The following is a 14,771-nucleotide window of genomic DNA, read 5'->3' as shown; positions in this document are numbered from 1 at the left end:
CACATCTGCGAGTTCTATCCTTATGTGTTCGGAAACTATAGCTCATCAAACCAAAGTTCACAATATGTAAACACTTGTGCGCAATATAATTACCCCCAAAATCCTCATAGCCACTCTGCAAAAAGTCAGTTCTGGTTCACCCCTCAAGCACCCCCCCTTTATCAAGCAACGCTGCGTCAGCGCCAAATCTTCCGTTTGTGGGTCGCGCCCGACGATGGGTTTGAGGACGAGTTTACGGTTGGGGGTATAAGTAAAACGCGTGAGCGCGGGATAGCTTAACTTGCCAAACCAGCCGTGAACACGCTGCCATTTGGCGTCTTTTACCTGATACAGACTGGTTATCCAGTAACCGGAATCAAACTGCATATCCAGCAATTGCGTGTGGTCATTCCTTTGTAAATCCAGCAAATCATCAATGCCAGTTTCACTTGCGGTATAAAAACCATCGGATTGAAAAACACACGGGCGACCTTGCTGATTAAAGGTCATCAGAATCAAAAACGCGTTAGGTGCCAGACCATTTCCTGAAATACCCCGCCAGATAACCAGATCCTGAATGCCGTTACGATCAAGATCGGCACGGTAAAGTTGCGCATTCCCCGCCATATTTTGCAGCACCCCCACAGGCACCGACCAGGATTTACCGGCGCGATCTTTACCGTTCAATTGCCATTCACTATTATCATTTGGCATCTTCTCAAGCGTCACGCCAGCAACGCCCACTTTCCTAAAATGCCAGTTTTGATCGGTAAAATAAGGCATGGTCAGGAGAGGTTTCAGCACCCGCTTTTTCGCGTATTCGCTGTCACTCATCGGCAGATATTCGGTAAAGCTGGTGGCCTGTGCAGGCAGCACTAAGCTCAATAAAAAAGCGCACATCCCTGTCCTGATGTTCAATTCCCTGAATTCCTTATTGAAAAACTACTCTTCTTCCACCGCTAACTGCGTAAATCCGCCGTTCCCTTCCCAGCCTTCCAGTCGTTGATAAACGGTTTCAACCGCATCTTTAATCGGCTGGGTCATCGGGTAGTAAAAGCCGACGATATCCGGCTGGATGCCGAGGAAAATCACTTCGCCAATGTCTTCTTTCAACTGGTCGATAAGATAGTTCAGCGGCATATTATGGGTCGTCATCATAAACATCTCGGCGATATCATCCGGGTCGATGATGCGGATTTCGCCGGGGTTTAGCCCCATATCAGTAGCGTCAACAATCAGCAGTCGTGTCGGGCGCAGTTCGCGGATGGCGACAATGTCGTTTTCCGGTGCGCTACCGCCATCAATCACCACCCAGTTACCTTTCGGCGCGGCGGCGCACTTTTCCGCCAGCAGCGGACCTGCGCCATCATCGCCCATCATGCTATTGCCAACACAGAGTAAAACGTCAGTCACGCAATCTCCTCACCATCAAATAGATGGCGTTTTCCTGATGAATATCGTGCAGCATACTTAACAGCATTGTACTCCATTCCTTCTGCTGCGAAGTTTGCGCTGCCCGGGCTTTATCGAATGCGTTGGCCAGCATCGGCACATGGTTAATGTCGATGACGATCTCACCATATTTCGGCACGCCTTCCATTTTGCGGCGGGCTTCGCTGCCCGCCTCCAGAGTGGCAATCCATGCCAGATATTCATCCCACGGGCAGGTGAGCGCCGCTTCCAGGCAATCGATAACCCCAAGGTGGTGACCAATCGCCAGGCTGTAATAGACCACCTGCTGCGCCTCTGCGGGCGTGGCATCGTTCTCATCAATAAATTTACGGCTCAGTTGACTGAACACCACCTTTTCACTCATCGGATACGCGCCTCTTCAACAACATGATTCAGATGGCTGACAATCTCGTTCAGACGCGGATCGTTTTCCGCTTCCAGCCAGCGTGCAACCTGTTCTTCGCCCTGCCCTAACTGTGTCAGGAAGTCATCGGCAATCTGGCGACCGTAACGGTAACCTGCCAGGCGGCGTGCTTCGCGATCCACTTTCACGCGCAGCGGCTGCACCATATCGCCATGCAGGATCTCCGCCGGTTGTTCATCCTGCTCACCCGGGCCACGGGCGTGAATTTTCTGCTCCAGCAGGCCGAGTGCCATTGCAAAGCCGTACAGCGTGGCGGCTGGTGTTGGCGGGCAGCCAGGGATATAAACATCCACCGGGACGATTTTATCCGTACCGCCCCACACGCAGTAAAGATCGTGGAAAATGCCGCCGCTGTTGCCGCAGGCACCGTAGGAGATACAGATTTTCGGGTCCGGCGCGGACTGCCACGCACGTAGCGCAGGGGATCGCATTGCACGGGTGACCGCGCCGGTAAACAGTAAAATATCCGCATGACGCGGTGACGGAACGACTTTAATGCCGAAGCGTTCTGCATCGAAAAGTGGCGAAAGCGTGGCGAAAATTTCGATTTCGCAGCCGTTGCAGCCGCCGCAGTCCACGCGGTAAACGTAGGCAGAACGTTTGATTTTTTTCAGTAACGACGCCTTCATGCTGGCGATGGACTCATCCACCGTCATCGGGACCGGAATGCCGTTGGCGTCACGGGGGCCTAATAAATTGCTCATCAGATGGCCTCTTTCATATGGCGAGTCAGTTCAATACGGTCGGACGGCACCAGGCATTTCTGGCGCTTACATTCCGGGCAAGTCTCAAAGCTTTCGCGGTGGTTTTCCGCGCGGCTGTCGCCGTTGTGCTTAAGCAGCGCAATGGCGTAGTCGATCTCTTTCTGGACGGCGAAAGGACGATTGCAGACGCGGCAGTTGCACAGCGCGAAGCGGGACTGTTGCAGGAAATCTTCTTTCTTCCACACCGCCAGTTCGTACTCTTGCGACAGTTTGATCGCCGCCGTCGGGCAGACTTCTTCGCAGCGTCCACAGAAGATGCAGCGGCCAAGATTGAACTCCCAGGCCAGCTCACCGGTGGCGAGGTCAGTTTCAACCGTTAAGGCGTTTGACGGGCAGGCATTGACGCAGGCCGCGCAGCCGATGCACTGCTGCGGGTTCTGCTCTGGCTTACCACGGAAGTTTTTATCAACCGCAATCGGCTCCAGCGGATAAGACGAGGTCGCCGTGCCGGTTTTGATAACTTTTTTGATAAAGGTAAACATGGCGATTCCTTATTTCAGCGGCGAGTTTTTACGCTCAATGCTGTAGCGCTCGAGTTCTTTATACGGCACCACTTTGCTCTTCTTCTTACGCACATCGACCACGGTCATGCGGTCGGTACAGGAGTAGCAAGGGTCCAGGCTACCGATAATCAGCGGCGCATCGGAAACAGTGTTGCCACGCAGCATGTAGCGCAGGGTCGGCCAGTTCGCGTAGGTCGCGGCACGGCAGCGCCAGCGGTACAGCTTCTGGTTGTCACCGGTCATGCTCCAGTGGATATCATCGCCGCGCGGCGCTTCGGCAAAGCCCAGCGCGAAACGGTGCGGAATGTAGGTAAAGCCTTCCACCATCAGCGGGCCGCCCGGTAGGTTATCCAGACCGTAGTCGATCATGTTCAGCGCGGTATAGACTTCGTTGATACGCACCTTCAGACGGGAAATAACGTCGCAGCCCTGCTCGCTGTGGACTTCCATTGGCAGCAGGCCATAACCAACAAACGGGTGATCGGCACGGGTATCGCGGGCGTGACCGCTGGCGCGGACCATCGGGCCAACGTTACTGAAATCGCGGGCAATTTCCGGGTCCAGACGACCAATGCCAACGGTGCGCTGTTCCATGTTCGGAGTGCTCAGCAGCACATCCACCAGCTCCTGCACTTCACGACGCATCTGCTGTGCCAGTTGACGGGTCTGGATCATGTCATCTTTCAGCAGATCGCGACGAATCCCGCCGATCAGGTTCAGGCCGTAAGTTTTACGCGCACCGGTAAGGATCTCCGCCATTTTCATTGAGGTTTCACGCACGCGGAAGAACTGCATAAAACCGGAGTCAAAGCCAGTGAAGTGGCAGGCCAGGCCGAGGTTCAGCAGGTGCGAGTGCAGGCGTTCCACCTCCAGCAGAATGGCGCGGATCATCTGCGCGCGTTCTGGCACCTGAATACCCATCGCGTTTTCCACTGACGTGGTGTAGGCGGTGCTGTGGGCGAAGCCGCAGATCCCGCACACACGGTCAGAGAGGAAGGTCACTTCGTTGTAACCCATGCGGGTTTCCGCCAGTTTTTCCATGCCGCGATGGACATAGAACAGGCGGTAGTCGGCGTCGATAATGTTTTCGCCATCGACGAACAGACGGAAGTGACCCGGTTCGTCAGAAGTGACGTGCAGCGGACCAATCGGCACGACATTGTTTTTCTTGTCGCCCAGTTCGTTGATGAACTCGTAGGTTTCAGCATCAGTAGTCGGTGCCGGACGCTGACGATAATCCATGCTGTCTTTACGCAGCGGATAAAGTTCATCCGGCCAGTCATCCGGCAGCACCAGACGACGTTCATCCGGCAAACCAACCGGAATCAAACCGTACATATCGCGCACTTCGCGCTCGCCCCACACCGCCGCCGGAACGCGTGGCGTCACGGACGGATACTCCGGTTTGTTGGCGTCAACTTCGACGCGAACCGTAATCCAACATTTGGTGCCTTTCTCCATCGACAGCACGTAGTAAACGGCGTAATGACCGTTCAGTTTGCGTTCGTCGTTACCAAACAGCACCGACAGCCAGCCGCCCTGTTTGTAGTAGAGGAACTCCACCACTTCCGGCAGATAGTTCACCTTCACGGTGATAGTCAGCTGATCTTTGGTCTGCCAGGCGTGGTCCAGCACGACGCCCGGAAATGCCTCATTCAGCGCGGCGAGATAATGTTGACCTAATTTTTCTTCAGACATGCTCAAACTCTCTTTAATCACGCCGCCAGCAAGGAGACGAACGCTAAAAATGCAAAACCAAAACCAGCCCAGGTAATGCGCGGAGTAATATCAAGACGCAGACGGGCCATGCTGTTTTCGAATAGCGCGATAACCAGTACGCCGACCACCAGTTTGACGATGGCAATCACCAGCGCCAGCAGCAGCCCACCAGCGGTGAAGGTTTCCATTTGTCCCCACGGAATAAACACCCCGACGAACATCTGCAACACCACCAGCTGTTTCAGGCTGATACCCCATTTCATTACGCCAAAACCGCTACCGCTGTATTCAGAGAGCGGGCCTTCCTGCAACTCCTGCTCGGCTTCCGCCAGGTCGAACGGCAGTTTGCCCATTTCGATAAAAGTGGCGAATGCACAGGCACAAAGCGCCAGCACCAGCGGGATGCTCTGGCTCAGCGGCCAGTGATAAACGGTGTCGGTGATGTTGCTGATATTGGTAGAACCAGCAACCTGCGCGGCGACCCACAGACCAAGCAGCAGCATCGGTTCGACCAGCACGCCAAGCATCGCTTCACGGCTCGCGCCGATAGCGGTAAACGGGCTACCGGTATCCAGACCGGAAATGGCAAAGAAGAAACGCGCGATGGCGAAGAGATACAGTAAGGTGATCAAATCAGCCAGTTGCGGCAGCGGAGAACCAACGGTTACTACCGGCAGCGCAGTAGCGATAGTCAGCATGACACCCACCATCACATACGGCGTCAGGCGGAACACCCAGCCGGAGGCATCCGGGCCAACGCTCTGGCGGCCCAGCAGTTTGATAATGTCGCGATACTCCTGCAACACGCCCGGCCCGCGACGGTTATGCAGACGGGCGCGCGCCACGCGGGTTATACCGGAGAGCAGCGGCGCAACGGCAAATAACACCAGCGCCTGAATTAACGGATATAAAACACTCATTCTCAGGCTCCTCGTGAAACAATAATCACCACCAGTACCGCCAGTTCAACCAGCGCCATCCGGCGGAACAGCAACGCACTACCTTCGCACTGCCAGCCCGGCACCAGCGACACCGGATTCAGCCATTTGCGCAGTTTCAGCACTGGCGCAAACGCCTGTTTAACCGGCATGGCAAAACCGTGAGCGGTAATCACCATTGATTTTTCGTGGTCGTAGCCGCACACCCAGGCCGCGCCACGGGAACGTGACGGCAAACGGTCGCCTTTGCAAATCGCCATGATGATGAATGGCAGCAGCGGGCAGGCAATCAGCAGCAGTGTGATCATCGGTTGAGAAACGGTGGTGTTGGCGGGTTCCAGCGGCAGAGGTACAGCAGCCGACAGCATCGGCAGCAGCCACGGCGCAGCAACACCGCCAATTACGCAGCAAATCGCCAGTGCCACCACGCTGACGCTCATCAGGAGCGGCGCACAGGTGGCGTTTTCGGCTTCTTTGGTACGCGGCGCACCGAGGAACGTGACGCCATAGACTTTCGCCATACACATCACCGCCAGCGCACCGGTAATTGCCAGACCCACAGCGAGCAGCGGCCCCAGCAGACGGGCAACAAACGCGCCGCTATTGCTCAATTTGAAGAAGGATTGATAGATAACCCATTCCCCGGCAAAACCGTTCAGCGGCGGCAGCGCAGCCATTGCCATCAGCCCGACTAACATAGCGATGGAGATAACCGGCATTTTCTTGCCAATACCACCGAGTTTTTCGATATCGCGATGACCGGTACGGAACCAGACGCTCCCCGCCCCGAGGAACAGTACGCTTTTGAACAGGCTGTGGTTAAGCAGATGGTACAGACCACCGACCAGGCCAAGAGCAATCAGCGCCGGTTGTTCAAGCGCGATACCCGTTACGCCAGCGCCCAGCCCCAGCAGGATAATGCCGATATTTTCCAGGGTGTGGTAAGCCAGCAGACGCTGGATGTTGTGCTCCATCAACGCATACAGACCGCCGACGAACGCGGTGATCATGCCGAGCACCAGCAGCGCGATCCCCCACCACAGCGGCGCGTTACCACCCAGCAGCGACAGGGTTAAAATGCCCAGCAGGCCAATTTTCATCACCACCGTAGAAAACAGCGCGGCAGCTGGCGCAGAGGCGTTAGCATGTGCCTGCGGCACCCATCCGTGCAGAGGAATAATCCCGGCCAACAGGCCAAAGCCAATCACACCGAGCAGCCAGATATCGGAACCGAGCGGCAGTTGCTGCACGCGCAGATCCAGCAGGCGCAGATCCAGCGTGCCGTAACGCTGCCAGACCAGCCAGCAGGCAATCGCCAGCAGCAAAGTACCAAGACGCCCCAGCGCAAACCACAGTTTGCCCTCTTTACTGTTGCTGGTGAGGAACACCGCGCACAGGGCCATGATTTCTGCCATCACGACTAACATGCCCAGGTTGCTGGCGATGACGGCACAGACGGCCGCAGCCATCAACATATTGATCTGCAAGCCGTTGCACTTCACCTGCGCGTGGCGATGCCAGTCAATGTTGTAGAGGCTGACAAACAGACCGCACAGGCCGAGCGTAATCAGCCAAATCGCGTTAAGCGGAGAGATTTGCACATCGTAGCTTATCAGTGACAGCGCACCGCTCACGCCAACCGCGCCAGTCAGCACGGTGAAACCTGCCGCTGCGGTGTACAGGCTACCAACCGCGCCGCCAATTCCGGCAATCCAGCCGCTTAGTGCCTTATGAAAAGAAAAGAGAAATGCCAGAACAGCGGCGGCGGCAAACCACGCCACGCCGCTATTGATCAGGGAAATTGCGCTCATTTAGCCTCTCCACTTTGAGCCTGCTGAAACAAGGTGAGATCGCCAAAGTCCGTGTTAAAGGTCAGCTCACGCTTACGTTTGCTAACGCGGGCGATATCGGTGTTATCCACCAGGTGCAGGGCTTTGGTCGGGCACATCCGCACGCAGGCCGGACCTTGTTCATCAAAGCTACAAAGGTCACATTTGACGGCGATCGCGCGAATACCTGGCACCCAGTCAAGCAGCGTGCTGACACGCGCCGGAGCAGGCGGTGCCGGTGGCGCTTTCGGGGTATTGGCATTTGCAGGAATATCCAGCGGACGGCTGCCGGAAAATTCGATTGCGCCGAACGGACAGGCAATGCCGCACAGTTTGCAGCTTACGCACAGGCTTTCATTCAGCTGCACGGCCCCATCAACACGAGTGATAGCATTAACCGGGCAGACCACCGCACAGGGCGCATCTTCACAGTGGTGACAGAGCTGCGGCGCAGATTCTTTTTCATTTAGCATCACTCTCAGGCGCGGCATTGATTGCAGGCCGTGCTGGCGATGCGTCTCTGAACAGGCGGCCTCACAGGTGTGGCAGCCGATACAGAGCGTGGAGTCAGCAATTACAAAACGATTCACCGGGCATTCCTCAGGTGATTGTCATTTTTGACGAAAACATGCCGATGAAATGTCATTTTCGACACTCATCGACACGCCCATCCCCAAACAGGCATGATGCCTGCAAACCGGACAAAGCCTCAGCTCATGCTGCTGAGCTTTGTCCCTTTACCAGTTGGCTTAAATTCACCGGCGTATTGTTCTCAATGGCGGTGTATAAGTTGTCGTAAACACCAGCGATTTTTTCGAGATAGTGTTCCAGAACCTGTTCGCGATTGCGGATGTTGACCTTGCCATCAATCATGCCGTCAATGCTTAACTGAGCCTGTGCAATCAGCTGCTTGTCTTCGCCGTCTTTCGTTTCGACGTAGTACTCGATGGTGTGGCTGTTAAAACCATCCGCCAGGGTGACGTAAATGCGAAAATGTTCAAAAAGTACGAAACAGAGTTCTTTATCTGGCGCGCAACTCATGGCGTGGTGCAGACGCGCTTTTGATAACGTGATCCCCTGAACCAGCGAATTGCAGTAGATATGCCACTGGTCCTGTAGGCGACGATGCCGCTGTGCGATGTAATCGGCTTTCTCGCTTATTTCCCAAATAGTCATTGTCAGGTTACCCGTTTAACAGAGATGCCAGCCTTAAGCATTTTTTGTGCCAATTTTTAATTCATTGTTATTTATATACTTTTCATAAGGCAGCCGACTTTCGACGCCATGACGACGTGTCATTTCGACATCATCGACATTGTTCACATCAGGGATAATCAACACTGGCATAATTATTGCTTGTCACGGGCAACAGTTAATGGGAGGCGATATGCACGAAATAACCCTCTGCCAGCGGGCACTGGAATTGATCGAACAGCAGGCCATACAACACGGCGCAAAACGCGTAACTGCGGTCTGGCTCAAAATTGGCGCATTTTCTTGTGTCGAAACCAGCTCTCTTGCCTTTTGTTTTGATCTGGTTTGCCGCGGCAGCGTGGCAGAAGGTTGTAAACTGCACCTCGAAGAACAAGAGGCCGAGTGCTGGTGTGAAACATGCCAGCAGTATGTAACGCTACTGACCCAGCGCGTCCGCCGCTGCCCACAGTGTCATGGCGACATGCTGCGCATTGTGGCAGACGACGGTTTACAGATTCGGCGGATAGAAATAGACCAGGAGTGAGCGATGTGTACAACATGCGGTTGCGGTGAAGGCAACCTGTATATCGAGGGTGATGAACATAACCCTCATTCCGCGTTTCGTAGCGCGCCATTTGCCCCGGCGGCACGGCCGAAGATGAAAATCACCGGCATTAAAGCGCCTGAATTTACCCCGAGCCAGACCGAAGAAGGCGACCTGCATTATGGTCACGGCGAAGCTGGCACTCATGCACCGGGTATGAGCCAGCGTCGGATGCTGGAAGTCGAAATTGACGTGCTGGACAAAAACAACCGTCTGGCTGAACGCAACCGCGCGCGCTTTGCTGCCCGCAATCAGTTGGTACTCAACCTGGTTTCCAGCCCTGGTTCCGGTAAAACCACCCTGCTGACGGAAACTTTAATGCGCCTGAAAGATAGCGTTCCGTGTGCGGTGATTGAAGGCGACCAGCAAACCGTGAACGATGCAGCCCGCATTCGCGCTACCGGCACACCAGCTATTCAGGTGAATACCGGTAAAGGCTGCCATCTCGATGCACAGATGATCGCTGATGCCGCACCGCGCCTGCCACTGGACGATAACGGTATTCTGTTTATCGAAAACGTCGGTAACCTCGTATGCCCGGCGAGCTTCGATCTCGGAGAAAAACACAAAGTCGCGGTACTTTCCGTCACTGAAGGCGAAGACAAACCGCTGAAATATCCACATATGTTTGCCGCCGCCTCACTGATGCTGCTCAACAAAGTTGACTTGCTGCCGTATCTCAACTTTGACGTTGAGAAGTGCATCGCCTGCGCCCGCGAAGTCAATCCAGAAATTGAAATCATCCTTATTTCCGCCACCAGCGGCGAAGGGATGGGCCAGTGGCTGAACTGGCTGGAGGCACAGCGATGTGCATAGGCGTTCCTGGCCAGATTCGCACCATTGACGGCAACCTGGCGAAAGTCGACGTCTGCGGCATTCAGCGCGATGTTGATTTAACGCTAGTCGGCAGCTGCGATGAAAACGGTCAGCCACGCGTGGGCCAGTGGGTACTGGTTCACGTTGGCTTTGCCATGAGCGTAATTAATGAAGCCGAAGCGCGTGACACTCTCGACGCCTTACAAAATATGTTTGATGTTGAGCCGGATGTCGGTGCGCTGTTGTATGGCGAGGAAAAATAATGCGTTTTGTTGATGAATATCGCGCGCCGGAACAGGTGATGCAGTTAATTGAGCATCTGCGCGAACGTGCTTCACATCTTTCATACACCGCCGAACGCCCTCTGCGGATTATGGAAGTGTGCGGCGGTCATACCCACGCCATCTTTAAATTCGGCCTCGACCAGTTACTGCCGGAAAACGTTGAGTTTATCCACGGACCTGGTTGCCCGGTGTGCGTTCTGCCGATGGGCAGAATCGACACCTGCGTGGAGATTGCCAGCCATCCGGAAGTCATCTTCTGTACCTTTGGCGACGCCATGCGCGTACCGGGGAAACAGGGGTCGTTGTTGCAGGCAAAAGCACGCGGTGCTGATGTGCGCATCGTCTACTCGCCAATGGATGCGTTGAAACTGGCGCAGGAGAACCCAACTCGTAAAGTGGTGTTCTTCGGCTTAGGGTTTGAAACCACCATGCCGACCACTGCCATCACTCTGCAACAGGCAAAAGCCCGCGATGTGCAGAATTTTTACTTCTTCTGCCAGCACATTACGCTGATCCCCACGCTGCGCAGTTTGCTGGAACAGCCGGACAATGGCATCGACGCGTTCCTCGCGCCGGGCCACGTCAGTATGGTAATTGGCACCGACGCCTATAATTTTATCGCCAGCGATTTTCATCGTCCTCTGGTGGTCGCTGGTTTCGAACCTCTTGATCTACTGCAAGGCGTGGTGATGCTGGTAGAGCAGAAAATAGCGGCCCACAGCAAGGTAGAGAATCAGTACCGGCGAGTGGTGCCAGATGCGGGTAATTTGCTGGCACAACAGGCGATTGCTGACGTCTTCTGCGTCAATGGCGACAGCGAATGGCGCGGCTTAGGCGTGATTGAATCGTCTGGTGTGCACCTGACGCCGGATTATCAACGATTCGATGCCGAAGCACATTTCCGCCCAGCACCGCAGCAGGTTTGCGATGACCCGCGCGCACGTTGTGGTGAAGTATTGACCGGCAAATGTAAGCCGCATCAATGCCCGCTGTTTGGTAACACCTGTAATCCTCAAACCGCGTTCGGCGCACTTATGGTTTCCTCCGAAGGAGCATGTGCCGCATGGTATCAGTATCGTCAGCAGGAGAGTGAAGTGTGAACAATATCCAACTCGCCCACGGCAGCGGCGGCCAGGCGATGCAGCAATTAATCAACAGCCTGTTTATGGAAGCCTTTGCCAATCCGTGGCTGGCAGAACAGGAAGATCAGGCACGTCTTGACCTGGCGCAATTAATGGCAGAAGGCGATCGTCTTGCCTTCTCCACTGACAGCTACGTCATCGACCCGCTGTTCTTCCCTGGCGGTAATATCGGCAAGCTGGCGATTTGCGGCACGGCCAATGACGTTGCGGTCAGCGGCGCTATTCCGCGCTATCTCTCCTGTGGATTTATCCTCGAAGAAGGATTGCCGATGGAGACGCTGAAAGCCGTGGTTACCAGCATGGCAGAAACCGCCCGCGCGGCAGGCATCGCCATCGTCACTGGCGATACTAAAGTGGTACAGCGTGGGGCGGCAGATAAACTGTTTATCAACACCGCAGGCATGGGCGCAATTCCGGCGAATATTCACTGGGGAGCACAGACGCTAACCGCAGGCGATGTGTTGCTGGTTAGCGGTACGCTCGGCGACCACGGGGCGACTATCCTTAACCTGCGCGAGCAGCTGGGGCTGGACGGCGAACTGGTCAGCGACTGCGCGGTACTGACGCCACTGATTCAGACGCTGCGCGACATTCCCGGCGTGAAAGCGCTGCGCGATGCTACCCGTGGTGGAGTGAACGCGGTAGTTCATGAGTTCGCGGCAGCCTGCGGTTGCGGTATTGAACTTTCAGAAGCAGCGCTGCCGGTTAAACCTGCCGTGCGTGGCGTTTGCGAGCTGCTGGGTCTTGATGCCCTTAACTTTGCCAACGAAGGTAAGCTGGTGATTGCTGTAGAGCGTAACGCGGCAGAGCAAGTGCTGGCGGCGCTGCGTTCCCACCCACTGGGACAAGATGCAGCATTAATTGGCGAAGTGGTTGAGCGTAAAGGTGTTCGTCTCGCTGGACTTTATGGCGTGAAACGAACTCTCGACCTACCACACGCCGAACCGCTACCTCGTATATGCTAATAAAAATCTAGCCCCTGGAATTTGTCATTTACCTTTTGCACCGCTTAGCGGTGCTTTCCTGGAAGAACAACATGTCGTATACACCGATGAGTGATCTCGGGCAACAAGGGTTGTTCGACATCACTCGGACACTATTGCAGCAGCCCGATCTGGCCTCGCTGTGTGAGGCTCTTTCGCAACTGGTAAAGCGTTCTGCGCTCGCCGACAACGCAGCTATTGTGTTGTGGCAAGCGCAGACTCAACGTGCGACTTATTACGCGTCGCGTGACAAAGACAATCCCATTAAATACGAAGACGAAACCATTCTGGCACATGGTCCGGTGCGCAGCATTTTATCGCGCCCTGACACACTGCACTGCAGCTACGAAGAATTTTGTGACACCTGGCCGCAACTGGCTACGAGTGGGCTATACCCCAAATTTGGTCACTATTGCCTGATGCCGCAGGCCGCGGAAGGACATATTTTTGGCGGTTGTGAATTTATTCGTTATGACGATCGCCCGTGGAGCGAAAAAGAGTTCAATCGACTGCAAACATTTACGCAGATTGTTTCTGTTGTCAGCGAGCAAATTCAGAGCCGCGTCATCAACAATGTCGACTACGAACTGTTATGCCGGGAACGGGATAACTTCCGCATCCTGGTTGCCATCACCAACGCGGTACTGTCTCGCCTGGACATGGACGAGCTGGTCAGCGAAGTGGCTAAAGAAATCCACTACTACTTCGATATCGACGATATCAGCATCGTCTTACGTAGCCACCGCAAAAACAAACTCAACGTTTACTCTACTCACTATCTCGATAAACAGCATCCCACTCACGAACAGAGTGAAGTTGATGAGGCCGGAACCCTCACCGAGCGCGTATTTAAAAGCAAAGAGATGCTGCTGCTTAATCTCCACGAGCGAGACAATTTAGCCCCCTACGAACGCATGTTGTTCGACACCTGGGGCAACCAGATCCAGACGCTGTGCCTGCTACCGTTGATGTCTGGCAACACCATGCTGGGCGTGCTGAAACTGGCGCAGTGCGAAGAGAAAACCTTTACCACCACTAACCTGAGTTTGCTGCGCCAGATTGCTGAACGTGTGGCGATTGCCGTGGATAACGCCCTCGCCTATCAGGAAATCCACCGACTGAAAGAGCGCCTGGTTGACGAAAACCTTGCTCTGACCGAACAGCTCAATAATGTGGATAGCGAATTTGGCGAGATTATTGGTCGCAGCGAAGCCATGTATAGCGTGCTCAAGCAGGTTGAGATGGTAGCGCAAAGCGACAGTACCGTACTCATTCTCGGTGAAACGGGGACGGGTAAGGAACTGATTGCCCGCGCGATCCACAATCTTAGCAACCGCAATGGTCGGCGAATGGTGAAGATGAACTGCGCCGCCATGCCTGCGGGATTACTGGAAAGTGACCTGTTTGGTCATGAGCGTGGTGCCTTTACTGGTGCCAGCGCTCAGCGCATTGGTCGTTTTGAACTGGCGGATAAAAGCTCGCTGTTCCTCGATGAAGTGGGCGATATGCCGCTGGAGTTACAGCCGAAGTTGCTGCGCGTATTGCAGGAACAGGAGTTTGAACGCCTCGGCAGCAATAAAATCATTCAGACGGACGTGCGTTTAATCGCCGCGACTAACCGCGATCTGAAAAAAATGGTCGCCGACCGCGAGTTCCGTAGCGATCTCTACTACCGCCTGAACGTCTTCCCGATTCATCTGCCGCCGCTGCGCGAGCGCCCGGAAGATATTCCGCTGCTGGCTAAAGCCTTTACATTTAAAATTGCCCGCCGCCTGGGTCGTAACATTGACAGCATTCCTGCCGAGACTCTACGCGCATTGAGCAATATGGAATGGCCAGGTAACGTGCGCGAACTGGAAAACGTCATTGAGCGCGCGGTGTTGCTGACTCGCGGTAACGTTCTACAACTCTCTTTACCCGATATCCCTCTGTCAGAACCTGAAACACCACCGGCCGCGACGGTCGTCGCCCAGGAAGGCGAAGATGAATATCAACTGATTGTCCGCGTATTAAAAGAGACTAATGGCGTGGTTGCCGGGCCAAAAGGCGCTGCACAACGTCTGGGATTAAAACGCACCACTCTGCTGTCACGGATGAAGCGGCTGGGGATAGATAAAGCGGCATTGGTTTAACAGATGTG

General features: G+C 54.7%; 16 protein-coding genes and 1 pseudogene. 6 read left to right on the top strand and 11 right to left on the bottom strand.

All coding sequences use genetic code 11. The features are described from left to right. Positions 1-153: 153 nt before the first annotated feature. The 11 genes and pseudogenes from FEK66_RS13610 to FEK66_RS25810 all read right to left on the bottom strand — a co-directional run. A pseudogene (locus FEK66_RS13610) lies at positions 154-879 on the bottom strand (hypothetical protein); the annotation flags it as partial. A gap of 42 nt (positions 880-921) precedes the next feature. Beyond that, positions 922-1,392: a hydrogenase maturation peptidase HycI gene (gene hycI, locus FEK66_RS13605; RefSeq protein WP_130207626.1), complete on the bottom strand. Its 471-nt coding sequence runs from the start codon at positions 1,390-1,392 to the stop codon at positions 922-924. Then, a complete protein-coding gene (gene hycH / locus FEK66_RS13600) occupies positions 1,385-1,795 on the bottom strand; it encodes a formate hydrogenlyase assembly protein HycH (RefSeq protein WP_001291918.1) in 411 nt (136 codons plus the stop codon). The genes hycI and hycH overlap by 8 nt, the downstream gene beginning before the upstream one ends. Continuing rightward, positions 1,792-2,559 (bottom strand): formate hydrogenlyase subunit HycG, encoded by a 768-nt coding sequence (gene hycG / locus FEK66_RS13595; RefSeq protein ID WP_000067399.1) that lies wholly within the window; start codon positions 2,557-2,559, stop codon positions 1,792-1,794. Before hycG ends, hycH begins: the two co-directional genes overlap by 4 nt. After that, on the bottom strand, positions 2,559-3,101 hold the full coding sequence (gene hycF, locus FEK66_RS13590; protein WP_000493785.1) for a formate hydrogenlyase subunit HycF: 543 nt from the start codon (positions 3,099-3,101) through the stop codon (positions 2,559-2,561). Before hycF ends, hycG begins: the two co-directional genes overlap by 1 nt. 9 nt (positions 3,102-3,110) lie before the next feature. Continuing rightward, entirely contained in the window at positions 3,111-4,820 is a 1,710-nt protein-coding gene (gene hycE / locus FEK66_RS13585) for a formate hydrogenlyase subunit HycE (RefSeq protein WP_001288109.1), read from the bottom strand. A 17-nt stretch (positions 4,821-4,837) separates the two neighbouring features. Further along, a complete protein-coding gene (hycD, locus tag FEK66_RS13580) occupies positions 4,838-5,761 on the bottom strand; it encodes a formate hydrogenlyase subunit HycD (protein ID WP_130207628.1) in 924 nt (307 codons plus the stop codon). A 2-nt stretch (positions 5,762-5,763) separates the two neighbouring features. Next, the gene (gene hycC / locus FEK66_RS13575) at positions 5,764-7,590 is read right to left on the bottom strand and encodes a formate hydrogenlyase subunit 3 (protein ID WP_130259322.1); all 1,827 of its coding nucleotides are present in this window, start codon (positions 7,588-7,590) and stop codon (positions 5,764-5,766) included. After that, the gene (gene hycB, locus FEK66_RS13570; protein ID WP_001079186.1) at positions 7,587-8,198 is read right to left on the bottom strand and encodes a formate hydrogenlyase subunit HycB; all 612 of its coding nucleotides are present in this window, start codon (positions 8,196-8,198) and stop codon (positions 7,587-7,589) included. Before hycB ends, hycC begins: the two co-directional genes overlap by 4 nt. A 124-nt stretch (positions 8,199-8,322) precedes the next feature. Then, complete coding sequence (gene hycA / locus FEK66_RS13565; RefSeq protein ID WP_130207632.1) at positions 8,323-8,784, bottom strand: formate hydrogenlyase regulator HycA; 462 nt, start codon at positions 8,782-8,784, stop codon at positions 8,323-8,325. 33 nt (positions 8,785-8,817) lie between these two features. Then, positions 8,818-8,955, bottom strand: a complete 138-nt coding sequence (locus FEK66_RS25810; protein WP_205714134.1) for a hypothetical protein — start codon at positions 8,953-8,955, stop codon at positions 8,818-8,820. A gap of 40 nt (positions 8,956-8,995) precedes the next feature. On the opposite strand from FEK66_RS25810, the gene hypA reads away from it, so the two are divergent. The 6 genes from hypA to flhA all read left to right on the top strand — a co-directional run bounded on the left by hypA (position 8,996) and on the right by flhA (position 14,763). Further along, entirely contained in the window at positions 8,996-9,346 is a 351-nt protein-coding gene (gene hypA / locus FEK66_RS13560; protein WP_130207634.1) for a hydrogenase maturation nickel metallochaperone HypA, read from the top strand. A gap of 3 nt (positions 9,347-9,349) precedes the next feature. Further along, positions 9,350-10,222 carry a hydrogenase nickel incorporation protein HypB gene (gene hypB, locus FEK66_RS13555; protein WP_130259324.1) on the top strand — a complete coding sequence of 291 codons (873 nt, stop codon included), beginning with the start codon at positions 9,350-9,352 and terminating at the stop codon, positions 10,220-10,222. Then, positions 10,213-10,485 (top strand): hydrogenase 3 maturation protein HypC, encoded by a 273-nt coding sequence (hypC, locus tag FEK66_RS13550; protein ID WP_000334874.1) that lies wholly within the window; start codon positions 10,213-10,215, stop codon positions 10,483-10,485. Before hypB ends, hypC begins: the two co-directional genes overlap by 10 nt. Next, positions 10,485-11,606 carry a hydrogenase formation protein HypD gene (gene hypD, locus FEK66_RS13545; RefSeq protein ID WP_130207636.1) on the top strand — a complete coding sequence of 374 codons (1,122 nt, stop codon included), beginning with the start codon at positions 10,485-10,487 and terminating at the stop codon, positions 11,604-11,606. Before hypC ends, hypD begins: the two co-directional genes overlap by 1 nt. After that, positions 11,603-12,613 carry a hydrogenase maturation carbamoyl dehydratase HypE gene (gene hypE / locus FEK66_RS13540; protein ID WP_130207638.1) on the top strand — a complete coding sequence of 337 codons (1,011 nt, stop codon included), beginning with the start codon at positions 11,603-11,605 and terminating at the stop codon, positions 12,611-12,613. The genes hypD and hypE overlap by 4 nt, the downstream gene beginning before the upstream one ends. Positions 12,614-12,684: 71 nt before the next feature. Further along, positions 12,685-14,763 (top strand): formate hydrogenlyase transcriptional activator FlhA, encoded by a 2,079-nt coding sequence (flhA, locus tag FEK66_RS13535; RefSeq protein ID WP_130207640.1) that lies wholly within the window; start codon positions 12,685-12,687, stop codon positions 14,761-14,763. The last annotated feature ends 8 nt before the right edge of the window (positions 14,764-14,771 follow it).

It is taken from the genome of Escherichia sp. E1130 (assembly GCF_005781065.1).
Lineage (GTDB): Bacteria > Pseudomonadota > Gammaproteobacteria > Enterobacterales > Enterobacteriaceae > Escherichia.
The sequence above is the reverse complement of the archived record's forward strand: the minus strand, read 5'-3'. Positions and strand labels throughout refer to the sequence as shown.